This window comes from Ezakiella coagulans (assembly GCF_003096635.1).
GTDB classification, from domain to species: Bacteria; Bacillota; Clostridia; order Tissierellales; family Peptoniphilaceae; genus Ezakiella; species Ezakiella coagulans.
The window spans coordinates 93,350-115,010 of sequence record NZ_QEKV01000006.1 but is presented as its reverse complement, the minus strand read 5'-3'; the positions used below and the strand labels follow the sequence as shown (position 1 = coordinate 115,010).

The 21,661-nt window shown below is 32.1% G+C and carries 22 protein-coding genes, 13 tRNA genes and 1 rRNA gene; 31 read left to right on the top strand and 5 right to left on the bottom strand.

The features are described from left to right. The 26 genes from rrf to C7381_RS06055 all read left to right on the top strand — a co-directional run. Window positions 1–95: ribosomal RNA gene (gene rrf / locus C7381_RS06180) — 5S ribosomal RNA — on the top strand; the annotation flags it as partial. A 117-nt stretch (window positions 96–212) separates the two neighbouring features. Then, a tRNA-Asn gene (locus tag C7381_RS06175) sits at window positions 213–287 on the top strand. Window positions 288–294: 7 nt separating this feature from the next. Beyond that, a tRNA-Leu gene (locus tag C7381_RS06170) sits at window positions 295–383 on the top strand. Between the two features lie 12 nt (window positions 384–395). After that, window positions 396–471: transfer RNA gene (locus tag C7381_RS06165), tRNA-Met, on the top strand. 10 nt (window positions 472–481) lie between these two features. Continuing rightward, window positions 482–556, top strand: a tRNA-Glu gene (locus tag C7381_RS06160). A gap of 7 nt (window positions 557–563) precedes the next feature. Next, window positions 564–639 (top strand) — tRNA-Val (locus C7381_RS06155). Window positions 640–666: 27 nt separating this feature from the next. Beyond that, window positions 667–743 (top strand) — tRNA-Asp (locus tag C7381_RS06150). Between the two features lie 4 nt (window positions 744–747). Continuing rightward, a tRNA-Tyr gene (locus C7381_RS06145) sits at window positions 748–833 on the top strand. A 3-nt stretch (window positions 834–836) separates the two neighbouring features. Continuing rightward, window positions 837–912, top strand: a tRNA-Gly gene (locus tag C7381_RS06140). 9 nt (window positions 913–921) lie between these two features. Next, window positions 922–995 (top strand) — tRNA-Gly (locus C7381_RS06135). An 8-nt stretch (window positions 996–1,003) separates the two neighbouring features. Then, a tRNA-Arg gene (locus tag C7381_RS06130) sits at window positions 1,004–1,080 on the top strand. Between the two features lie 2 nt (window positions 1,081–1,082). Next, window positions 1,083–1,159, top strand: a tRNA-Arg gene (locus C7381_RS06125). Window positions 1,160–1,286: 127 nt separating this feature from the next. After that, the gene (gene rpsT, locus C7381_RS06120) at window positions 1,287–1,550 is read left to right on the top strand and encodes a 30S ribosomal protein S20 (RefSeq protein ID WP_034546880.1); all 264 of its coding nucleotides are present in this window, start codon (window positions 1,287–1,289) and stop codon (window positions 1,548–1,550) included. 56 nt (window positions 1,551–1,606) lie between these two features. Continuing rightward, window positions 1,607–2,098, top strand: coding sequence for an NUDIX hydrolase (locus tag C7381_RS06115; protein ID WP_116480292.1), 492 nt, complete (start codon window positions 1,607–1,609; stop codon window positions 2,096–2,098). Between the two features lie 61 nt (window positions 2,099–2,159). Then, a complete protein-coding gene (locus tag C7381_RS06110) occupies window positions 2,160–4,802 on the top strand; it encodes a valine--tRNA ligase (RefSeq protein WP_116480291.1) in 2,643 nt (880 codons plus the stop codon). Beyond that, window positions 4,799–5,329: a hypoxanthine phosphoribosyltransferase gene (hpt, locus tag C7381_RS06105; protein WP_116480290.1), complete on the top strand. Its 531-nt coding sequence runs from the start codon at window positions 4,799–4,801 to the stop codon at window positions 5,327–5,329. The genes C7381_RS06110 and hpt overlap by 4 nt, the downstream gene beginning before the upstream one ends. After that, complete coding sequence (locus tag C7381_RS06100) at window positions 5,322–6,368, top strand: CPBP family intramembrane glutamic endopeptidase (protein WP_165803615.1); 1,047 nt, start codon at window positions 5,322–5,324, stop codon at window positions 6,366–6,368. The genes hpt and C7381_RS06100 overlap by 8 nt, the downstream gene beginning before the upstream one ends. A 131-nt stretch (window positions 6,369–6,499) precedes the next feature. Beyond that, window positions 6,500–6,575, top strand: a tRNA-Phe gene (locus tag C7381_RS06095). 6 nt (window positions 6,576–6,581) lie between these two features. Continuing rightward, a tRNA-Cys gene (locus C7381_RS06090) sits at window positions 6,582–6,656 on the top strand. Between the two features lie 251 nt (window positions 6,657–6,907). Further along, window positions 6,908–8,821: a threonine--tRNA ligase gene (gene thrS / locus C7381_RS06085; RefSeq protein WP_034546888.1), complete on the top strand. Its 1,914-nt coding sequence runs from the start codon at window positions 6,908–6,910 to the stop codon at window positions 8,819–8,821. After that, on the top strand, window positions 8,821–10,209 hold the full coding sequence (gene pepV, locus C7381_RS06080; protein ID WP_116480288.1) for a dipeptidase PepV: 1,389 nt from the start codon (window positions 8,821–8,823) through the stop codon (window positions 10,207–10,209). Before thrS ends, pepV begins: the two co-directional genes overlap by 1 nt. A 197-nt stretch (window positions 10,210–10,406) precedes the next feature. After that, entirely contained in the window at window positions 10,407–10,916 is a 510-nt protein-coding gene (gene infC / locus C7381_RS06075) for a translation initiation factor IF-3 (protein WP_034546892.1), read from the top strand. A gap of 10 nt (window positions 10,917–10,926) precedes the next feature. Next, window positions 10,927–11,118: a 50S ribosomal protein L35 gene (gene rpmI, locus C7381_RS06070; RefSeq protein ID WP_034546894.1), complete on the top strand. Its 192-nt coding sequence runs from the start codon at window positions 10,927–10,929 to the stop codon at window positions 11,116–11,118. A 13-nt stretch (window positions 11,119–11,131) separates the two neighbouring features. Then, window positions 11,132–11,476 (top strand): 50S ribosomal protein L20, encoded by a 345-nt coding sequence (gene rplT / locus C7381_RS06065; protein WP_034546896.1) that lies wholly within the window; start codon window positions 11,132–11,134, stop codon window positions 11,474–11,476. Between the two features lie 84 nt (window positions 11,477–11,560). Next, a complete protein-coding gene (locus tag C7381_RS06060) occupies window positions 11,561–11,992 on the top strand; it encodes a hypothetical protein (protein WP_116480287.1) in 432 nt (143 codons plus the stop codon). Further along, window positions 11,989–12,960, top strand: a complete 972-nt coding sequence (locus C7381_RS06055) for an S-layer homology domain-containing protein (RefSeq protein WP_165803614.1) — start codon at window positions 11,989–11,991, stop codon at window positions 12,958–12,960. The genes C7381_RS06060 and C7381_RS06055 overlap by 4 nt, the downstream gene beginning before the upstream one ends. Window positions 12,961–12,997: 37 nt before the next feature. On the opposite strand, the gene C7381_RS06050 is transcribed toward C7381_RS06055, so the two are convergent. Both C7381_RS06050 and C7381_RS06045 read right to left on the bottom strand, forming a co-directional pair. Continuing rightward, the gene (locus C7381_RS06050; protein ID WP_034546902.1) at window positions 12,998–13,471 is read right to left on the bottom strand and encodes a threonine/serine exporter family protein; all 474 of its coding nucleotides are present in this window, start codon (window positions 13,469–13,471) and stop codon (window positions 12,998–13,000) included. Beyond that, a complete protein-coding gene (locus C7381_RS06045) occupies window positions 13,471–14,238 on the bottom strand; it encodes a threonine/serine exporter family protein (RefSeq protein ID WP_116480285.1) in 768 nt (255 codons plus the stop codon). Before C7381_RS06045 ends, C7381_RS06050 begins: the two co-directional genes overlap by 1 nt. A gap of 117 nt (window positions 14,239–14,355) precedes the next feature. Here C7381_RS06045 and C7381_RS06040 point away from each other — a divergent pair, with 117 nt between their 5' ends. Together C7381_RS06040 and holA are read left to right on the top strand one after the other, a co-directional pair. After that, window positions 14,356–16,635 (top strand): DNA internalization-related competence protein ComEC/Rec2, encoded by a 2,280-nt coding sequence (locus C7381_RS06040; protein WP_116480284.1) that lies wholly within the window; start codon window positions 14,356–14,358, stop codon window positions 16,633–16,635. Further along, on the top strand, window positions 16,598–17,602 hold the full coding sequence (holA, locus tag C7381_RS06035) for a DNA polymerase III subunit delta (protein ID WP_116480283.1): 1,005 nt from the start codon (window positions 16,598–16,600) through the stop codon (window positions 17,600–17,602). The genes C7381_RS06040 and holA overlap by 38 nt, the downstream gene beginning before the upstream one ends. Here the strand turns inward: holA and C7381_RS06030 are convergent. From C7381_RS06030 to C7381_RS06020, 3 genes are read right to left on the bottom strand one after another with little or no spacing between them, the layout of a single operon-like run. Next, window positions 17,570–17,986, bottom strand: a complete 417-nt coding sequence (locus C7381_RS06030) for a hypothetical protein (RefSeq protein WP_116480282.1) — start codon at window positions 17,984–17,986, stop codon at window positions 17,570–17,572. The two genes, holA and C7381_RS06030, sit on opposite strands and share 33 nt — an antisense overlap. Beyond that, the gene (locus tag C7381_RS06025) at window positions 17,979–18,212 is read right to left on the bottom strand and encodes an AtpZ/AtpI family protein (protein WP_165803613.1); all 234 of its coding nucleotides are present in this window, start codon (window positions 18,210–18,212) and stop codon (window positions 17,979–17,981) included. The genes C7381_RS06030 and C7381_RS06025 overlap by 8 nt, the downstream gene beginning before the upstream one ends. Then, window positions 18,199–19,422, bottom strand: coding sequence for a helix-turn-helix transcriptional regulator (locus C7381_RS06020; RefSeq protein WP_116480280.1), 1,224 nt, complete (start codon window positions 19,420–19,422; stop codon window positions 18,199–18,201). The genes C7381_RS06025 and C7381_RS06020 overlap by 14 nt, the downstream gene beginning before the upstream one ends. Before the next feature lie 117 nt (window positions 19,423–19,539). On the opposite strand from C7381_RS06020, the gene argF reads away from it, so the two are divergent. From argF to atpE, 3 genes are all read left to right on the top strand, one after another. Beyond that, complete coding sequence (gene argF, locus C7381_RS06015) at window positions 19,540–20,532, top strand: ornithine carbamoyltransferase (RefSeq protein ID WP_034546917.1); 993 nt, start codon at window positions 19,540–19,542, stop codon at window positions 20,530–20,532. A 156-nt stretch (window positions 20,533–20,688) separates the two neighbouring features. Continuing rightward, window positions 20,689–21,375: a F0F1 ATP synthase subunit A gene (gene atpB, locus C7381_RS06010; protein WP_052085438.1), complete on the top strand. Its 687-nt coding sequence runs from the start codon at window positions 20,689–20,691 to the stop codon at window positions 21,373–21,375. A 21-nt stretch (window positions 21,376–21,396) separates the two neighbouring features. Next, complete coding sequence (gene atpE / locus C7381_RS06005; RefSeq protein WP_034546919.1) at window positions 21,397–21,660, top strand: ATP synthase F0 subunit C; 264 nt, start codon at window positions 21,397–21,399, stop codon at window positions 21,658–21,660. Window position 21,661 lies beyond the last annotated feature (1 nt).

Below are 21,661 nucleotides of genomic sequence, written 5' to 3'. Positions count from 1 at the left end.
ATCCACCTGTACCCATGCCGAACACAGAAGTTAAGCCTTGCATCGCCGAAGGTACTCGGAGGGCGACCTCCCGGGAGATTAGGACGAAGCCGCACTATAATAACTAAAGAGAAAATTCTATGTAATTTTCTCTTTAATTATTAAGTACTATATTTTATGTCTGCAATTAAGTGTGGCTTGAAAAACAGACAAGTATGCAAATAATGAGCAATGCTTGTGTAGCTCAATGGTAGAGCAATCGGCTGTTAACCGATAGGCTATAGGTTCGAGCCCTATCACAAGCGCCACTTTAATGCCGGGGTGGCGAAACTGGCAGACGCACAGGACTTAAAATCCTGCGGTGGTAACACACCGTACCGGTTCGATTCCGGTCCTCGGCACCATTTTCTCTTTATCGCGGGGTGGAGCAGTTGGCAGCTCGTCGGGCTCATAACCCGAAGGTCGGAGGTTCAAATCCTTCCCCCGCAACCATTTTGTAAATGGCCCTATGGTCAAGCGGTTAAGACATCGCCCTTTCACGGCGGTATCCCGAGTTCGAATCTCGGTAGGGTCACCATTTTCCTGGACGATTAGCTCAGCTGGGAGAGCATCTGCCTTACAAGCAGGGGGTCACAGGTTCGAGCCCTGTATCGTCCACCATTTATGAAGTGTTTTTAATCACTAGATGGCCCGGTAGTTCAGTTGGTTAGAATGCCAGCCTGTCACGCTGGAGGTCGACGGTTCGAATCCGTTCCGGGTCGCCATCATGGATGAGTACCCAAGTTGGCCAAAGGGGACGGACTGTAAATCCGTTAGCTTTGCTTTCAGTGGTTCAAATCCACTCTCATCCACCATATGCGGAAGTAGCTCAGTGGCTAGAGCACCGCCTTGCCAAGGCGGGGGTCGCGAGTTCGAATCTCGTTTTCCGCTCCATCTTTTTTTGCGGGTGTAGCTCAGTGGTAGAGCCCCAGCCTTCCAAGCTGGTTGCGAGGGTTCGACTCCCTTCACCCGCTCCATATTTTTTGCAGCTATAGCTCAGTTGGATAGAGCAACGGACTTCTAATCCGTGTGCCGGGGGTTCGAATCCTCCTAGCTGCGCCAATGCGGCACTAGCTCAGCTGGATAGAGTGTTTGGCTACGAACCAAAAGGTCGGGGGTTCGACTCCTCCGTGCCGCGCCAACATTTGTGAGCTGTCACCGCTAAGGTGACTTTTTTATTTTGAGCTAGTGCATTTTTTATTATTTATATTGAATAATTTTTAATTATGTGGTATAATTGTTTAAGTTGTTATGTTGGAGGTGATATTATGGCAAATATAAAATCAGCACAAAAGAAGATTCGCGTTATCAATAAAAAAACTTTGGTAAACAAGATGAGAAAAAATGAAATAAAGACATATATCAAAAAGTTCGAAAAAGCTATTGCTGAAGAAAATTTTGATTTAGCAAGAGATTTAATTAAGGTTATTGATAAGAAGTTATCTAAAGCTGCTCATAAGCATCTTTTGCATAAAAATAATGCAGCTAGAAAGATGAGTAGACTTCAAAAGATGCTCAATAAGACTGCTTAGTTAAATGATTAAGACACACTTTAAAGTGTGTTTTTCTTTTTATAGAGGAGATTTATATGGATACGACCGTTTGTTATATAAAAAGAAAAGACAGTTCGCCTGAAGAATTTCTTTTTATATATAGAAATAAAAAGAAGCATGATATAAATCATGGAAAGAATATAGGTATAGGAGGACATATTGAGAAATATGAGACTCCATATATGTGTAATAATCGAGAAGTTTTCGAAGAGACAGGATTAAAATTAAATTCAAGCACTTATTTAGGACTTGTTATTTTTTCTGATATTTCAATTAGCGAACAAAGGTTTCTTATGCATGTTTATTACTCAGATAGCTATGAGGGTTCGGAAATTCTTCCGGATTGCACAGAAGGAGAACTTAATTGGTTAACGGTTGATCAATTTTTAATGGGGCCTCATTTTGAAGGCGATGAATATTTTCTAGAATATGCTTTTCGTGGAGAATTTTTCGGTGTTGTCGAGTTAGTATACAATAGTAATTGTTTAACAAAGATTATTCATAATGGAAGGCTGGCAAAGTTATAAACTTTGCTTTTTTTATGTTTTTTTGTTATAATTTTCTTATGAATATAAAAGAAGGTGTGTTATGAAAGAATTAGATGCAAAATATAATCCTCATGATTTTGAGGACAATATATATCAAAAATGGGTTGATAATAATTTATTTTCTCCTGAAGTTAATAATGATGGAAAACCATATACTATTATGATGCCCCCACCAAATGTTACAGGCAATCTACACATTGGGCACTCCATGTATACTTTGCAAGATGTGTATATTAGATTAAAAAGAATGCAAGGATATAAGGCACTTTGGCTTCCAGGAACAGACCATGCAAGTATAGCAACAGAGTCACGTGTTGTAAATAAAATTCGTGCAAATGGAAAGTCTAAAGAGGAACTTGGAAGGGAAGGTTTTCTTAAGGAAGCTTGGGATTGGACTCATGAACATGGCGGAAATATTGTAAATCAACTTAAGAAGATGGGATTTAGCTGTGATTGGGATAGAATTAAATTCACATTGGATGATAAGCTTTCGCAAGCAGTCTATACAGCTTTTAAACGTATGTATGATGACGGTCTTATTTATAAGGGGAATAGGATAATAAATTGGTGCCCTGATTGTAAGACTGCTATTTCAGATGCTGAAGTTGATCACGTTGATACAGATAGTAAGATTTGGGAGATTAGGTATCCGTTCGCTGAAGGTGAAGGAAGCGTTGTTATTGCAACAACAAGACCAGAAACAATGCTTGGAGACTTGGCTGTTGCTGTAAATCCTGAAGATGAAAGATATAAAGATATTGTAGGCAAAAAAGTTGTTCTTCCATTGACAGATAGAGAGATTCCAGTCATTGAGGACAGTTATGTTGATATGGAATTTGGAACAGGTGTTGTTAAGATAACTCCGTCTCATGACCCTAATGATTTTGGGGTAGGAGAACGTCATAATCTTGGGCAATTTGTTGTTCTTGATGAAGATGCTAAGATGAATGAAAACGCCGGGAAATACTGCGGAATGGATAGATATGAGGCTAGAAAAGCAATTTTATCCGATTTAAAGGATTTAGGTCTTCTTGTTAGTGAAAAGAAACATGAAAATGCTGTTGGGCATTGTAGTAGATGCAAGACAGTTATTGAACCTCTTCTTAGCAAACAGTGGTTTGTTCGCATGAAAGAACTTGCTGACAAAACTTTAGAAGCTTTTGAAAAAGGCGAGCCAAAATTTTATCCTGACAGATACGGTAAAATTTATAGAAATTGGCTTTCTAATTTAAATGATTGGTGTATTTCACGTCAATTATGGTGGGGACATCAAATTCCGGCATATTATTGCGAAGAATGTGGCCATATTCATGTAAGCGATAAGGAAGTTACGAAATGCGAAAAGTGTGGTAGCACTCATTTGCATCGTGATCCGGATACTCTTGATACATGGTTTTCATCAGCATTATGGCCATTTGCAACTTTAGGATGGCCTGATGAAAATAGTGCTGACTTTAAGGAGTTTTTCCCAACAGATTTACTTGTAACAGGATTTGATATTATTTTGTTCTGGGTTATAAGAATGTGTTTTACTTCTGAATATTTCCTGGATACAATTCCTTTTAAAGATGTTTTGATTACAGGTCTTGTTCGTGACAATCAAGGACGTAAGATGAGTAAGTCACTTGATAATGGGATAGATCCGCTCGAAATTATTGATAAATATGGAGCTGATGCACTTAGGTTTAATATGGTTACAGGAAATAGTCCTGGGAACGATATGAGGTTTGACGAAAAAAGGGTTGAAGCCTCTAGGAATTTCGCAAATAAAGTTTGGAATGCATCGAGATATGTGTTGATGAATTTGGATGATAAAGATGACTGTAATTTTTCTTTAGAGGAATTAGAAGACAAGGACATTTGGATTCTTCAAAAGTTAAATTCAGCTATAGAAGATGTAAATAAGAATATGGACAAGTATGAAGTCGGCTTGGCATGTGATAGAATCAACAGTTTCATATGGGAAGATTTTTGTGACTATTATATTGAGTTTTCAAAACCTGCACTTTATGGCGATGATGAAAATCTTAAATTTAATACAAAGAAAGTTTTACTTTATGTTCTTATTAACTCTCTTAAGATTTTACATCCGATTATGCCTTTCATTACTGAAGAGATTTATTCGTCAATTCCAAATAAAGAGGACGAGTATCTCATTACAGCAAAATGGCCAGAAGTTTATGATTTGGGTGCAAATTTAGAAGCAGTTGATACGGTTGAAAGCATAAAAGATTTAATCAAAGTTATAAGGAATGCAAAGAGTATAAGAAATATTGAACCATCAAGAAAGAGTGAATTGATTTTAGTTGGATCTGATTCTCTTGCAACAAATATAAAGAACAATGAAGCTATTATAGGTTCTTTAATAAAGATTTCTGAAATTAAGATAGAAGGCAGAGAATTAGACGCTTCAAAATATTTGAAAGTATCTATTCCCGAGCTTGATGCTTATTTACCTTTAAGCGAACTTATAGATTATGAAAAAGAAGTAGTTTCACTTAAAGCAAAAATAAAAAATTATACAGAAGAGATTGAAAGACTTGATAAGAAGTTATCAAATGAAGGGTTTGTTAAAAACGCTCCAGAAACTGTTGTAAATAATGAAAGGGAAAAACTTTCAAATTACAAGAGCTTACTCGATTCAGCGAAAACAACCTTAAAGGACATTGAGAGTGCAAAATGAGAAAAACTGTATTATTTGATGAAAAGACAATATTAAATAGGGTAAGAGAAGTTGCAGATGAAATTAATGATGAATATGGAGATAAGCCTATAGTTGCAATTCCGTTATTAAGAGGTGGCATAATGTTTGCCACCGACTTAATACGAAATTTAAAATGTCCTGTTGAACTGGATTTTTTAACTACCAGCAGTTATGGTTTTAGTGAAACTTCATCCGGTAATGTTAATATTCTTTCGGATTTAAGGACTGATATTGAAGGTAAAGATGTCATAATTATTGATGACATTATTGATACTGGAAAGACTTTATATAAAGTTAGAGATTTTTTAAAAACAAAGAATCCAAATTCTATTAAAATTTGTACAATGCTTGATAAACCTTCAAGAAGGGATGCAGATATAAGTGTTGATTTTTGCGGATTTGAAGTAGATGATTTATTTATTGTCGGATATGGGTTAGACTATCAAAATTTCTATAGAAATATACCATATATATTTGTATTTGAAAAGGATGATGACAATGAGTGATGAAAATAAAATGGATAATGAATTGTATGATGAAAGAAAAGATGGATTTGAGTCTGAATATACAATAGGAACATCATACGAAAATAAAGAAGCTAATATTACGAGAAAGTTTATTAATTATGGCGTTCCTAGTGTTATTGAAGGAAGTTTAATTTATATTTGTTTGACATTTTTATTTTTGACGCTTGGTTATGTTACACAAAGTATTAATATATATTTCGGCATTATTTTTACTGAGGTTGTAATTCTTGGAGTTGTTTCATATTTTATTGCAAAATATAAAAAATATGATATGAATCTGACTTTTTCGTTAAATCGACCTAAACGTGGAACTATTTTGAGAAGCATTGGAACAATGATTCTTCTTTATCCAATAGCGGTTTTTATTAATGGATTGTTTTTATCGTTAATTACTAAGTTTATTCCATTACCTGATAATTTTAATGCAATCCCTGTTCCGAAAAGTTTTTTATCATTTTTAGTTTCAATATTGCTATTTGCTTGTTTGCCGGGGATTTTTGAAGAATTAATTTTTAGAGGTATATTGTTCAGGGCATTTGATAAAATGAAACCATGGAAAAGAATTGTCTTGACTGCTTTTCTATTTGGATTATTCCATTACAATCCTTTTAATTTTATCGGACCTTTTATTTTAGGAATTATTTTAGGTTTTATAAGATATAGATCAAATTCAATTGTGCCATCAATGTTTGCTCACGCAACAAATAACTCAATTGCAATGTTTTTATCATATACTCTTAGTGATAAGGCCGCAGAACTTGAAACGGCTAATGAAATAGATTTAGCTTCGAATTTATCTACTTTTACAATTATTTTTGTCGTTGTAATATATATTCTTATGATTTATGCAATATACAAACTCTTAAAGAATTATCCAGATTATAAAGAAAATGTTAGTGTAGTATCGAAAATGCATATAAAGGAATATGTAATGATAGCAGTTATTATATTTATTTCTTTAGTTATAATGTCATATATGGTGTATGTTTTAATGCATTCACCTCTATTAAAAAGCTGATTTTTTATTTGTTAATAATTCACTAATAGAATACACATATTAATTAAAAAAAATAAATTATTTGTTATTTATTAAATAAAACACTTGACATACAAGCATTTTTCTGATAAACTATTTAATTAGTGGGATGTGCTCCGATAGCTCAGTCGGTAGAGCAGTAGACTGAAAATCTACGTGTCGCTGGTTCGATTCCGGCTCGGAGCACCACTAAATGGCGGCATAGCCAAGCGGTAAGGCATGGGTCTGCAAAACCTTGATTCGCCAGTTCAAATCTGGCTGCCGCCTCCATTATCTGATAACTCAGATTTTAAATTAATATGAGTATTGAGACGATTTCAAATATATACAGAAAGATTTTGTTTGATGAGAAAAATCATTTTGAAAGCACCGGCGTCTTTTACAGGCAGGAGAAATCTTGTACCGTCACCATTACGTTAATGGTTTGAGAAGTAATTAGGGTGGAACCACGAATAAAGACCAATCGTCCCTTTGGGGGTTGGTCTATTTTTGTATATAAATTTAAGAAAGGAAAAAATAATATGAGAAAATTAATTTTACCTGACAAAAGTGAAAGAGAATTTGATGAAAAACTTACAGTATATGACATCATCGGAGAGATATCAAAAGGACTTCAAAGAGAAGCAGTAGGGGCATTGCTTAATGGCAAGACACTCGGAATGCAAGATGTTCCAGGGGAAGATGGAGAGTTCAAAATTTTAAAGTTTGAAGATAAAGAAGGAAAGCAAATTTTCTGGCACACATCTGCACACTTGATGGCACTTGCGATTGAAAGAATGTTCCCGGGTGTAAAATTTGCAATAGGTCCTTCAATAGATCAAGGTTTTTATTATGACTTTGATACACCGCATAGATTTACACCTGAAGATCTTTTGAATATCGAAGAGGAAATGAAAAAGATTGTAAAAGAAGGATATGAAATGGAACGTTACGAAATGGACCGTGACGAAGCTATTAAACACTTTAAGGAAATGGATGAAAAATATAAAGTTGATTTGATTGAACATTTCCCTGAAGGAGAAGTTATATCTTTCTACAAACTTGGTGAATTTGTCGATTTGTGCAGAGGACCACATCTTAAAGATGTTTCAAAAATAAAAGCTGTTAAACTTCTTTCTATCGCCGGAGCTTATTGGCGTGGAGATGAAAATAATGAAATGCTTCAAAGAATTTACGGAATTACATTCCCTAAGAAGAGTGAACTTGACAGTTATTTAAATATGATTGAAGAAGCAAAATTGAGAGACCACAGAAAGATTGGTAAGGAATTGGATTTGTTCTCATTCCATGAAGAAGGTCCTGGATTCCCGTTCTTCCATCCAAATGGAATGATTGTTAGAAATGAACTTCTTAATTGGTGGAGAGGTGTTCTACAAGAAAGAGGATACGGAGAAATTTTAACTCCAATGATTCTGAATGAAGAATTGTGGCATAAATCCGGACACTGGGATCACTATAAAGAAAATATGTACTTTACAAAAATTGATGATGCTGATTATGCAATTAAGCCAATGAATTGCCCGGGATCAACGATTGTTTATAGAACAAATTTACATTCATACAAAGAATTCCCGCTTAGACTCTCTGAATTCGGTCTAGTTCATAGACATGAACTTTCAGGTGCATTACACGGACTCTTTAGAGTTAGAAGTTTCACACAAGACGATGCTCACATTTTCTGTTTACCTGAACAAATTGAAGATGAAGTATTTAAAATGATTGACCTTGCTGATTATCTTTACAGCACGTTCGGATTTAAATATACACTTGAACTTTCAACAAGACCTGACGATTATATGGGAGACCTCGAAACTTGGGAAATGGCTGAAGGAGCATTAAAAGCAGCACTTGAAAAGAAAAATATGCCATATAAAATAAATCCGGGAGACGGTGCATTCTATGGACCAAAGATTGACTTCCACTTACAAGACGCTATCGGAAGAGATTGGCAATGTGGAACAATTCAACTTGATATGCAAATGCCGGTCAACTTTGATTTGACATATATTGATGCCAACAATGAAAGAAAGAGACCAGTTATGCTTCATAGGGCAATGTTTGGAAGCATTGAAAGATTCCTTGGTATTCTTATAGAACACTTTGCAGGAAAATTCCCTCTATGGATGGCTCCGGTGCAAGTAGAAGTAATTCCTGTTTCTGAAAAGACGAATGAGTATGCACAAAAAGTATATGAAGAATTGAAAAACAAGGGATTCAGAGTTGAAATTGATACTAGAAATTCACAAATGGGTGCAAAAATCAGAGACGCTCAAATGAGAAAGATTAACTATATGTTAATTTTGGGAGAAAAAGAAAGAGACAACGGTTCAATTTCAGTCAGAACAAGAAACAATGAAAACATAAATGATATTAAGTTGGATAAATTTATGGAAGATTTAAGTGAAGAAATTAAAGAAAAAAGGATGGATTTATAATGAAGGAAATTTTAAAATGGATAGATGATCATAAAGATCAAATGATTTCAGATTTAGAAGAATTGATTAATATAAATTCTGTAGAAGCTGAAGCTTTACCTGATGCACCTTTTGGTCAAGGACCGAAGGATGCACTGTTAAAGTTTTTAGACTTTGGAAAAAGAGATGGCTTTTCTACTGAAAACTTGCAAAATTATGCTGGGGATATAGAATTTGGAAAAGGCGAAGAATCAATCGGCATAATCGCACACGTTGATGTCGTTCCTGCGGGTTCAGGTTGGGACAGCGATCCATTTAAAATGGAAAATGATGGCGTTTATCTAACAGGACGCGGAACGCAAGACGATAAAGGCCCTGGAATTGCAGCTTATTATGCAATGCGCGCAATAAAAGAAACAGGCGTTCCGATAAAGAGAGTGATTCGTTTGATTCTAGGAACAAATGAGGAAACAAATTGGGGCGGTATCAATTATTATGTAAAAAATAAAAAAATGCCGACAATGGGCTTTACTCCGGATGCAGAATTTCCTGTAATTTTTGGAGAAAAAGGAATTGTTACAGGAACTTTGTCACTTTCGGTCGATCTTAAAAACTCTGCTGTTAAGACATTCAAAGCAGGTAATGCACCAAATATGGTTCCGGATTATGCGGAAATTGTTTTGGATAAATCAAAAATTAATTTAAACGCACTATCAAATTTGGTTGGTGCTATTTCATACAAAGAAAACGGCTCTGAAGTTGTTATTTCTGCAAACGGAAAGAGTGCCCATGGATCAACACCTGAAGCCGGAGAAAACGCTATATCTATACTCTTAAAGAGCATTGAAGGCGTTTTTATGGCAGGGGATGAATTTATTAAATTCTTGGAATTTTATAATACAAAACTTGGTTTCACATTCCATGGCGAAGGTCTTGGCGTTGATTTTGAGGATGAAAAATCTGGAAAATTAAACTTTAACATTGGTATGATTGAAAAGTTTGAAGATAAGATTAATCTTGTATTGAATATGAGATTCCCATTAACAGGAGTTACTAAGGAAGATATTAAAACTCAAATCGAAAAGAGTACAATCGATTTTAACGGTTCATTTAAACAAACCGGCGGAGAAAACCCTCTTTATATTGACCCTGAAAGCAAGCTCATAAAAATCTTGATGGATGCATATCAAAATCAATCCGGCGATATGGAATCCAAACCAATGGTTATTGGTGGCGGCACATATGCAAAGGCTATGGATAACTGTGTAGCTTTTGGTGCAATGTTTAAAGATGACGAAGATAGAATGCATCAAAAGAATGAAAGAATCAAGATTAACAGATTGATGGATTCAGCAAAAATTTATGCAGAAGCACTATACACTCTTGCAACTGAAGAAAAAGTATTATAAATAAAAATATTTATAAAAACACTTGACATAATCGAATAATGATGATATAATTCTATTGTTGAATATAGAAAGCAGAAGGTGCTCTTCTCACCCAATCACATTAAGTGCATTGGTGTTAATAATTCATTTGATTTGTTATTTGAGAGCCCTTTTGGGCTCTTTTATTATGTTGTATATTTATTTAAGGAGGTTTTAAGATTAAGGAATTAGAAATTAATGGCGAAATTAGAGATCAGCAAGTTAGATTAATAGATGCGGAAGGCAATCAGTTGGGTATTGTTGAAACTGAAAAAGCAATGGAAATTGCAGAAAATTCAAATTTGGATCTTGTTAAAGTAGCTCCACAGGCAAAACCACCTGTGTGTAAAATAATGGATTATGGTAAATACCGTTATGAACTTCAAAAGAAGGATAAAGAAGCAAAAAAGAATCAAAAAACAATTAGAGTAAAAGAAATCAAGATGTCACCGACGATTGAAGAACACGATTTAAAAGTTAAGACAAGCCAAGCTGTCAAATTTTTAGAAGGCGGAGATAAGGTTAAAGTTTCTGTGAGATTTAGAGGTCGCCAAATGGGACATGTTGAACAAGGTAAGGAAGTGCTTAATTGGTTTTTCGATGAAATAAAGGATTATGCACAAATTGACAAACCAGCTAAATTAGAGGGTAGAAATATGGTAATGTATGTTCTGCCAAAATCAGAGTAAGGAGGATACTATGCCTAAAATTAAAACACATAGAGCTAGTGCTAAGAGATTTAAAAGAACCGCTAGCGGTCAATTAAAGAGATTCAAAGCATATAAGAGTCATATTACTGGTAAGAAATCACAAAAGAGAATCAGACGCTTAAGAAAGTCAACTTTGGTAAGTGCATCTGATATGAAGAGAATCGGTCAAATGATTCCATAGAGGGGGATAAGAAATGGCTAGAGTTAAAAGAAGTGTCTCAGGACGTAAAAAAACAAAGAAAATTTTAAAACAAGCTAAAGGATATTATGGTTCAAAATCAACGCTTTACAGAACAGCTATGGAAGCTGTTATGAAGAGCTTGAACTATGCATATATCGGACGTAAACAAAGAAAAAGAGATTTCAGAAGTTTATGGATTGCACGTATAAATGCAGCAGTTCGTCCATACGGATTTAGCTATTCAAGATTTATTAATGCTCTTAAAAAGAACAATATAGAAATCAATAGAAAAGTTCTTTCAGAAATGGCAATAAACGATCCTAACGGTTTCAAACAATTGGTTGAATCAGTTAAATAAGCTATTACGCACTCGTAAGAGTGCTTTTTTCTTGCACAAAAATGTATTTTATAGTATAATATAATGAGTTAAAGGAGCGATTTTATGGAAAATAATAAGGATTTAAAAGAAATTTTTAAAACAATTTCAGATTCTGCACTTTTAAATTTTTCTAGTTATATTAAAGAGGATAAATTAAATATAGTACGTGAAATTCTCAAATTTGATATAGATTCTTATTTAGAGTCAATGTCTATGCTTTTGTATGATGTTAAAAATGGATATTATAAAAATGTTGACAATAAGACAGTTTGGTCGATTGCTTTATTTTTTATTTATATTATTTGTCCGGAAGATTTACTAGAACCTTTCATAGGTAAAAAGAATTTTATAAAATCGTTTATTTTATTTTCATTCTCATTTATTAACATAAAAAAAGAACTAGATAAATATAGAGAGTTTTTGGATAAGCACAAAGTTGAAACTTCAAATGAGTTTGGAAAGATTATATACTATAACCACAGAGAAGAATATTGATTTATGGAGGAACTATGAAGATTAAATTTTCAGTAGCTTTACTTTCACTGTTGCTTCTTTTTTCAGTTCTAATAAATGCGTCGGTTGATTACAAACCAATAAATGTAAAAGGAGAGATTAATATAAATGATCCGAATTTTATTTTAGTTGAGTGGGAAAACCCGGAGAACGTTTTAAATGATGAAAAAAGCGGCATTATTTCTAAAGTACAATTGAATATTGACTATAAAATCGATGATAATAAATTTGTTTCAGAAAATAATGGAAAAATATTTAGCTTTGATTATAATCAAAAAAAAGCTACTATAAATCCTTTTGCTGAAAACGAATTAATAAATGCATTTAACAGTAGGATCACTTTAAAACTATACTATAGTTATTTAAAAGACGGAAAGGAAATAAAAAGCGTTTCGTTCGATACGATTGAACTAGGGCACAATTCATTTATAAAAGGTGGAAGGTCATGGAGCAAGAAAGATGTAAATACGGCTTCAGATCTTGGTCTTATTGTTGATAGTATGAAAGAGGATATAAGCAAAGAAATTTCTAGATATGAATTTATAAAAATGCTTATGAGGCTTGATGAGCATATTGGAAAACATGAGTTTAGTTCAACTTATAAATTTAGTGATACTGATGATGTTGATGTAAATAATGCTCTAAATTTAGGAGTTGTAAAAGGTGGTTGGAACAATAGATTCAATGGTCAAAGTTTTCTTACCAAAGAAGCGATGTCTACAATTATCTATCGATATCTTAAAATAAATGATAAACTCAGTGGAAATGAAACTTTAAATTCTAATTTTGTCGATTTATCAGATGTTTCATCTTGGGCCAAGGAAGCAGTTACATCTCTAGCATCTAGAGGGATAATTAAAGGTGATGACAAAGGGCTTATTCTTCCGAAATTTAACGTTACGAGAGAACAAGCAATTGTAATGGTTGTGAGATTATTGACTATAAATTAAAAAAGATATGAATATGTAAAACATATTCATATCTTTTTTAGTTCGGACCATTAGGATTTTTATATTTTATTATTCTTTTTTGCTTTCTAAGTCTAATTACTCTTGCTACTGACGTTGAAACTAAAATCGAAACACCGATTGCAATTGCGATAAATGCTGCCTCAAGCAATAGGCTAACTCCTGGGAAAATGTTACCTTCAATGAGTTTTAGCATTCCTTGATAAACTTTTAAACCTGGAACAAGTGGAATTATTCCTATGATTATGTAGTTTATAGCGGGGCATTTTTTTATTTTTGCAAAAATTTCTGTCATAAATCCAATTACAAGGCCGCTTATTAAAGTACTGAAAACCGAATTTATCCCAATACTCATTAAAAATTGAAACAATGTCCAACTTGTTGACGAACAAACAGCGGCTAGAAAAAGATGTCTTTTTTCAACTTGAAAAATAAAACTGAATCCTAAACCGGCAATGAAACTTAGTGAAATTATTAGAATCCAATTATTCATTATAGACCTCCAATTGCATTAAAAATCGTCATACATACACCAACACCAAAAGCAATGGCAATACCAATCATTATAGCTTCTATGCAACGTGCAGTGCCTGATAATAAATCTCCTGTAATAAAATCTCTGACACCGCCGGTGAACGCAACACCTGGAACAAGTGGAAGAACAGAGCCGACGATTGTACTTTCAAGGCTACTGCCGAGCCCGATTTTACTAAAAAGTATTGCGACAACAGAAACTATAAGGCTTGCTACAAAATTTCCTAAGAAGACCGTGTTGCTTGCGGCGTTAATTATTTCGTTTAAATGAAGCGCAAGAATACTTGTTATTAAAGTTGCTATAAAGTCGGTATAGTTTCCGCCGATAAGAATCGCAAAAGCTGCACAGCTTACTCCACATCCAAGACACATAAGCCAATAGGGGTATGGACTTTCATTTTCTATAATTTTTAATTTTTCCATAGCTTCGTCTGTGGAAAGTTTTCCTTCTACAAATGATCTTGAAACTTCATTTACATTTTCTATTCTAGCTAGATTTGAACTTCTTTTTGGAATATTTTTAATATAACAATAGCCGTCTTTTATATTGTCTCCAAGTATAATAACAGTAGGGGAGACAAATGTAGATATATTTAAAAAACCTTTAGAGGCAAGCATTCTTTTAATAGTATCTTCCGCACGATAGGTTTCAGAACCACTTTTGACCATAATTTCCCCTGCATAAAGAGCGGTTCTGAATAATTTTACTTCTTCATTAACATCCATAGACTGACCTCCTTAAATATTATTATAAATGGATTAATCTTTTTTTTCAAGATTATACTTTTAATTTATTCTATTTTGAGTTATTATAGTATTAAAGAAGTTTTAAGGAGAGTAAAATTGGGTCTTTTATTATCGAGTGCAATTGCAATTTTAATGACTAGATATTTGTATTTAGCATTCTTAATTCCATTTTTATTGATATATCTTTTAAGAAATTATAAATCTAATAAGTCTAAATATTTAATTATGATTTTTCTATTTTTATTCTTTTTTATATATTCAGGTGCTAGATATGATTTTTTAAATAGCTCTAATACTGGTTCGGGCATTGTCTATAACAAAACAACAACTGAATTTGGCGCAAGATATTATATTAGAAATTCATTATTAAATAAGACTTTGTTATACAGTGAAGATGATTCAATTGAAGAAGGTGATATAGTAAGATATAAAGGCGAAGTTTCTGATTTTTCCGAAAATACTATGCCGCTTCTTTTTAATGAAAAAATTTATTATAATTCAATTGGCATAAATAATAAAATTAAAAAATGTGAATTAAATTATGTGAGAGATTCATTTTTTAAACCGCTCTTTAATTTAAAAAAACGATTTAGGAATGAATATGAAAAGTCTTTAAACGAAAATGCGTATTATTTGTCGAGCGGCGCTATTCTTAGAAAAACTGAGGATAATATTATTTATGATAAGATGGAATTTGCCGGACTTTCTCATATTTTGAGTACGTCAGGCTTACACGTCGCAATAATTTATGGATTTTTATTTTTTCTGATAGGCTTAATCATACCAAATCTTAAACCTAGAGTATTTATTTCACTACTAATTATATGGATCTACGGTTTTATGCTTGTGTTTCCACCGTCATTATTAAGGGCGCTTATAATGATTACTATTCTTGAAATCTCAAGGATATATTTTCCGAATATCACAAATAAGAAAGCACTTTTAATTGCGTTTGAAATCAGTTTGTTTATAAATCCGTACTATTTATTCAATATAAGTTTCATATTGAGCTATCTTTGTATGTTTGGCATTATTTTTATAAGACCTCATATTAGAAATAGTTTTAAAAATCGCGGAAATTATATTGTCGAATATTTTGCTTTAAACATTTCAATAATATTAGCGACATTTCCGGTTGTAATATATTTTTTCAACAGATACAATATATTTTCAATTATATGGAATTTTATTTTTATACCGATTTTCTCGATCTATATAAATCTTTCATTTTTATTTTTGTTCATTTCTAAAATTTTTATTTTAAATAATATAGTATCTGCGATTTTAAATATTATGGCAAACGGAATAGATTATTTGCTTACTATTACGTCGTTTAACTTTTCGAGAATTGTTCTTCCAAGCCCGAATATATTTACGATTCTAATTTATTATTTTGCGATTTATATATATTTAAACAGAACATTTTTGGCTAATCGTTTCTATTGTGAAGTGAAAAGACTTATGCCGATTTTAATTGGGTTTACAATTATGTTTATTGTATTTAATCGCGACTATGATTTCGTGCAGTTTTTAGATGTTGGGCAAGGAGATTCTGCACTGATTCATGTGGACCATAAAAACTATTTGATTGATTCAGGTGGAGATTTAACAAGAAAAGGTTTTGTCGGAAAAAACATACTCGAGCCTTATTTAATAAAAAATGGGTTCAGAAATATAGAAGCAGGATTTATAACTCATTTTGACTATGATCATTATGGTGGATATACTGAACTTTCGAGGGATGTAAATATAAAATTTTTGGTATCAGATCATTTGCCGATAAAAAATTATGAAGATATTGAAATTGATGAATTTGTAAATAGATTAATTAAAATGAATAAAAGAAATATTGAACTTGGTCAACGATTCAAATTTGTAGATATGATATACGACAAATCTACAGATTTTGAAAATAATGCATCGCTTGTATTAAAATTGATGAAGGATGATATAAATATTGCTTTATTTACAGGAGATATCGAAAAAGAAGCAGAAGAGAAATTGCTGGACTCCGATTTACATTCATTTATTTTAAAAGTTCCACACCACGGAAGTAAAACTTCTACCACTACGGAATTTTTAAAACGTGTTAGTCCAAAATATGCTATAATAAGCGTAGGAAGAAATAATAAATACGGACATCCGAACGGAGATGTTGTAAAAAGATTAAATGAAATTTGTGAAGTTTACAGAACTGATATGGACGGTCTTGTAACTTTTGATCTAGAAAACTATAGAATATACACATTCTTAAATAATGAAAATTATTATGAATATATATATTATTTAATTTTACTTGTTGCATCATTTTACACTATTGAGAAAGTGGGGAAGAGGGATGAATTATACAAACTTTTTAAAAAAGACCAAATCTAATGAAGTATCCGGCATATACTGCTTCCAAGGAACAGAAGATTATCTAGCAAAAAATACTTTGAACTTTTTAAAAAGAGAGTTAATTGATGAATCGGTTTTAGAATTTAATTCATTTGAAAAAGATGCGGCCGATATGACTTATAATAATCTATATGAAGAAATTGTTAGGCTTCCATTTATGGCAAAAAAAAGAGTTATAGTTCTATATAATTGGACAGATTTATCAAAGGATTTGGCGAAGAATTATGAGGAAATAGAAAAAATAAAAGATTCTTATGTATTAATTTTAATGTCGAGTCCTGAAAGCCCAAAGAAAAATTTATCGATTGTTAAAACATTGATGAAGTATGACAGACTTGTTGATTTTGATATGGTAAATCCCATAGCTTTAAAAAATTGGATTTTGAAAAAATTTGAAGAAGAAAATAAAAAAATTAACGATGCTGCTTTAGCAAAATTCATGGAGTATTTGAACTATTCTAAAGATTCTGAATTTAATTCACTTTATAAAATTGAAAATGAAATAAAAAAACTTTCTTCAATAAGTTCGGAATTAATAGATGTAAAAACAGTTGATTTAATGGTTAACAAAAGTATAAGTTCAAATATATTCAACTTAACTGATGCAATCTCACAAAAAAACAGAAAAAAAGCAATTCAAGAATTAAATAAACTTTTGAATAATGGGGAAGAGCCTGTAAAAATATTATATATGCTATCGAGACATATGATAAACGTTTTAAAAATTATAAATTATAAAAATCAGGGCTACAAGGATTATGACATAATGAGACTTGTCGCAATTTCAAAGTTTGAATTTAATAAGATTTACTCTTCTTTAAAAAATTTTAGTGAAGATAAAGCTAGATTTAGTTTAGAAAAATGCATGGATGCAGACTACATTTTAAAGACCAAAAAAAATGAGCCCAATGTATTATTGTTTGAGCTCGTTGTCAGTCTTAACTGATTTTAATTCGGCAATTGATTTGCCGGATTTTTTTATGTCTATTATATTTATTATTTGAATTGCAAAAGATAAAAGAAGGAGTCCGATTGAAGCACTGAAAAAATTTAGAGAAGGACTTTTGTGTGCAACAGCAAGGGTGATTCCATATATAATAAATCTTTTTATATAATTAGCTGTTGCCAAAACTTTTGCAGTGGTTTTTGTTTTTGTTATGATATTGTCCAGTTCAATTGCGGAGAGCTTGAAAAGCAAGACTCTTATTGTATTTGAAAACAAAATTCCTAATATTAAACTTTTCCAATCTTTAAAAAATAAAAAGACAATTATAAATGGTATGGTTAAAATATAACTTGCGATTATATAGCGCCTAATAAAACTATTCATGACTCTTATCCTCTTTATTTTTCTTTTTTTCAATCATTCTTGAAAGACGTCTGTAAGCAATATTTAAACCGCTGAAAATTCCAATAATCAAAAGAATCAAAGTAAAAATTGAATTTGTTTTAAATAGTTTATCAAGTAGCATTCCGATAACCAGGCCGGCTGCTATACCGCTTATAATATCAATGCCGACTTGTGTTATTAATACTAAATATTTAATATTTTTCATCATCATTCTCCTTAATATAGTCGATTTCAATTGTATTTTTAAATTCACGTGGGGTTATATTTTTTATTTTTATAAAATTTCTGTAAAAAGTTTTTACTGTGTTGTATCCAACTTCAAAAGCAATATTGGTTATACTTTCATCAGTTGATAGAATTAATTTTGATGCCTTATTAATTCTAACATAATTTAGAAACTCATTAAAGGTTTTTCCGATTAGAATTTTCAAATTTTTATTTATTTGAATAGGGCTTGTGTTAAACATATCTGAAATTTCGTTTAAAGTGATATTTGAGCCACTATTTTTATAAATATAATTTATAATTGAGGAATAGATATTATTGCTGAAATTATTATTTTCTTTGTAACGCTTTCTATATTCGTTAGGATTTTCGTTGATAATATTTTTAAAATTCTTTATAAAGTGACTCTTGTCAAAATATCCTAAAAATGAAGCTATCTCTGACGTGGTAATATCTGTGTGAATTAAAAGTTCGACTGCTTTTTTTACTCGAATTTCATTTAAAAGCTCAAAAAAAGTGAGATTAGTTTCAGAGTTTATATATCTCGAAATGTTACTATTTGACATAAAAAATATTTTGGATAGCTCGTCTAGAGTAATTTTTTTATCTGAGTGATTGTAAATATAAGATAAAATATTTTTCTTATCAGTAGTTTCGTATACAGTATTAGATTCAAAATATAGTGCATGAGATGCTCCAATCTCAAGAATATATGAAAAAAACAGTGAATTTATAATATTTTTTGGAATAGTTTCTTGTGATCTTGTAAGTTCAAAGGCTTTTTTAAAAGTATTTATAAGGGAAACTTGTTCATAGCTTATAGATTGATTTAAAACTGTTTTTGAAATTAAAACTGTACGAGATTCATTATTATTTATATTAAAAAGATTTCTGTTAAATAAATCAAAAGAGTATTTTAATACATAAATTTTAAGTGGTTTTATAACTTCTGTAATTTCTGTAATTTCCCATGGAACAATAGAGATAAGACAATTTTTCTTTATTTCAAATACATTGTTGTCAATTTTTATCTTGCCAATTCCATCAATTACATAAATAAATCTGGAACTTTGATGAAGAATTGGCGAAGTCGTTAAAGAAATTTTTTCATAATCTATATCTGCTATAATGGTTGGATCAATAGGGTTTTGTTCATTTGATTGAAGGCTAGCTTTATTCTCTTTTATCATTTTGGTTTTAAATACACTCCTTTTAGTTCAATATGTCCTATATTTAATTATACCATTTATTAGAATAAATATAAACAGGGCTTAGGCTTTAGTTAATAAATTAAAAGGAGATTTATTATGGGTGTTAACTTAAGAGGCAGATCATTTTTGAAGCTTTTGGATTATACTCCACAAGAAATAAGATATTTACTTGATTTAAGTAAAGATTTTAAACACATGAAGAGGGCTGGAATTCCTCACAAATTCCTAGAAGGAAAGAATATGGTTCTTTTATTTGAAAAAACTTCAACAAGAACACGTTGTTCATTCGAAGTTGCAGGATATGATTTAGGAATGGGAGTTACTTATCTTGATCCAGGTTCATCGCAAATGGGCAAAAAAGAATCAATCGAAGACACAGCAAGAGTTCTTGGAAGACTTTATGATTGTATCGAATATAGAGGATTCTCTCAAGAATTAGTAACAACATTGTCTGATTACAGTGGAGTTCCTGTTTATAACGGACTAACAGACCTTTTCCACCCAACACAAATGTTGGCCGACCTTTTAACAATTGAAGAAAACTTCGGAACATTAAAAGGATTAAACTTCACATACATGGGAGATGCTAGAAACAACGTTGCAAACTCATTAATGATTGCATGTGCAAAAATGGGTGTAAACTTTACCGCTTGTGCACCAAGCCACTTATTCCCAACTGAAGAACTAGTTGAAGAAGCAAAGAAAATTGCAAAAGAAAGTGGTTCAACGATTACTTTAACTGAAAATGTTAAAGAAGGCACAAAGGGAGCACACGTTCTCTATACAGACATTTGGGTATCAATGGGTGAACCTGATGAAGTTTGGGAAGAAAGAATTAATCTTCTTAAGAAATATCAAGTTAATAAAGAAGCATTGGCAAATTGTGATGAAAATGCTATTTTCATGCACTGTCTACCAAGTTTCCACGATCTAAAGACAACAATCGGTAAAGATATCAATGAAAAGTTCGGTCTTCCGGAAATGGAAGTTACAAATGAAGTATTTGAAGGACCGAGAAGTAAGGTATTCGACGAAGCTGAAAACAGAATGCACACAATTAAAGCTGTTATTTATGCAACAATGAAATAAATTTTAAGCCTCGATTTTATCGGGGCTTTTTTGTTATAAAGAATTTTAATAATTTTGTTAGATATATTTAATAAATGCTTGTATTTACAAAATGGTTATTGTATAATATATGCATGACAATGAGTTTTTGTCGAATATTAAGAAAGGGGGCTCTAAGTGGAAAAAGGTATATATTTTACTTTGGCAGGCAAAGATTATTTTTTGCATGATTCGGTATTCCAAGGAATGGTAATTGCTTTTATTTTATCAATATGTGCAATTGTTATAAATTCTAAGATAAAAAAAGCCGATTACAGAAAAAAATCTACAGGAATTATTAATTTGCTTGAAATTTATGTTGAAGCTTTCCAAAGTCTAGTTGACCAAACAATGGGAAAGGGTCATAGAAAATTTGTATCGTATGTGTGCACGTTGATGTTATATCTAGTTTTTGCTAACTTATGGGGATTATTAGGATTTACAACACCAACAAGTGATTATAACGTTACAGTTTCACTAGCTATTATGACTTTTGTTCTTGTACAGGCAACTTCGATTGTATCAAATGGAATTGGCGGTTATTTAAAGGGATTCCTGGAACCATTTCCTTTATTTTTGCCGATGAATATCATTGGTGAAATCGCAAACCCTATATCGCTTTCTTTCCGTCTTTTCGGAAACATTTTAAGCGGTGTAATTATTATGGAATTAGTACACTCGGCACTTCAATCTATAAGCGTTTTCTTGGTGCCCGCAAGTGCAGTTTTGCACATTTATTTTGACGTATTTTCGGGATTATTACAGGCGTTCATATTTACGATGCTTACTATGGCATTTATTGGACAAACATTCCCGGAAGAGTAAGACATTTGAAAGGAGATTTTTATGAACATTTCTAATGAAGCATTTGTATTGGGTTGCTCAGCAATCGGAATTGGAATTGCAATGACTGCAGGTATTGGACCTGCTATTGGACAAGGTTTCGCTGCAGGTAAAGCAACTGAAGCAGTTGGAAGACAACCTGAAGCTAAATCAGATATCATGCAAGTTATGCTTTTGGGTCAAGCTGTTTCAGAAACTACAGGTATTTACTCACTTGTTGTATCATTAATTATGCTATTCCTTAGACCACTATTAGCAGGTCTATAGA

Bases quoted from the DNA above. Each gene is read 5' to 3' on its own strand.
- rpsT (WP_034546880.1), top strand. From the start codon at position 1,287: ATGGCAAATATAAAATCAGCACAAAAGAAGATTCGCGTTATCAATAAA.
- C7381_RS06115 (WP_116480292.1), top strand. From the start codon at position 1,607: ATGGATACGACCGTTTGTTATATAAAAAGAAAAGACAGTTCGCCTGAA.
- C7381_RS06110 (WP_116480291.1), top strand. From the start codon at position 2,160: ATGAAAGAATTAGATGCAAAATATAATCCTCATGATTTTGAGGACAAT.
- hpt (WP_116480290.1), top strand. From the start codon at position 4,799: ATGAGAAAAACTGTATTATTTGATGAAAAGACAATATTAAATAGGGTA.
- C7381_RS06100 (WP_165803615.1), top strand. From the start codon at position 5,322: ATGAGTGATGAAAATAAAATGGATAATGAATTGTATGATGAAAGAAAA.
- thrS (WP_034546888.1), top strand. From the start codon at position 6,908: ATGAGAAAATTAATTTTACCTGACAAAAGTGAAAGAGAATTTGATGAA.
- pepV (WP_116480288.1), top strand. From the start codon at position 8,821: ATGAAGGAAATTTTAAAATGGATAGATGATCATAAAGATCAAATGATT.
- rpmI (WP_034546894.1), top strand. From the start codon at position 10,927: ATGCCTAAAATTAAAACACATAGAGCTAGTGCTAAGAGATTTAAAAGA.
- rplT (WP_034546896.1), top strand. From the start codon at position 11,132: ATGGCTAGAGTTAAAAGAAGTGTCTCAGGACGTAAAAAAACAAAGAAA.
- C7381_RS06060 (WP_116480287.1), top strand. From the start codon at position 11,561: ATGGAAAATAATAAGGATTTAAAAGAAATTTTTAAAACAATTTCAGAT.
- C7381_RS06050 (WP_034546902.1), bottom strand. From the start codon at position 13,471: ATGAATAATTGGATTCTAATAATTTCACTAAGTTTCATTGCCGGTTTA.
- C7381_RS06045 (WP_116480285.1), bottom strand. From the start codon at position 14,238: ATGGATGTTAATGAAGAAGTAAAATTATTCAGAACCGCTCTTTATGCA.
- holA (WP_116480283.1), top strand. From the start codon at position 16,598: ATGAATTATACAAACTTTTTAAAAAAGACCAAATCTAATGAAGTATCC.
- C7381_RS06030 (WP_116480282.1), bottom strand. From the start codon at position 17,986: ATGAATAGTTTTATTAGGCGCTATATAATCGCAAGTTATATTTTAACC.
- C7381_RS06025 (WP_165803613.1), bottom strand. From the start codon at position 18,212: ATGAAAAATATTAAATATTTAGTATTAATAACACAAGTCGGCATTGAT.
- C7381_RS06020 (WP_116480280.1), bottom strand. From the start codon at position 19,422: ATGATAAAAGAGAATAAAGCTAGCCTTCAATCAAATGAACAAAACCCT.
- argF (WP_034546917.1), top strand. From the start codon at position 19,540: ATGGGTGTTAACTTAAGAGGCAGATCATTTTTGAAGCTTTTGGATTAT.
- atpE (WP_034546919.1), top strand. From the start codon at position 21,397: ATGAACATTTCTAATGAAGCATTTGTATTGGGTTGCTCAGCAATCGGA.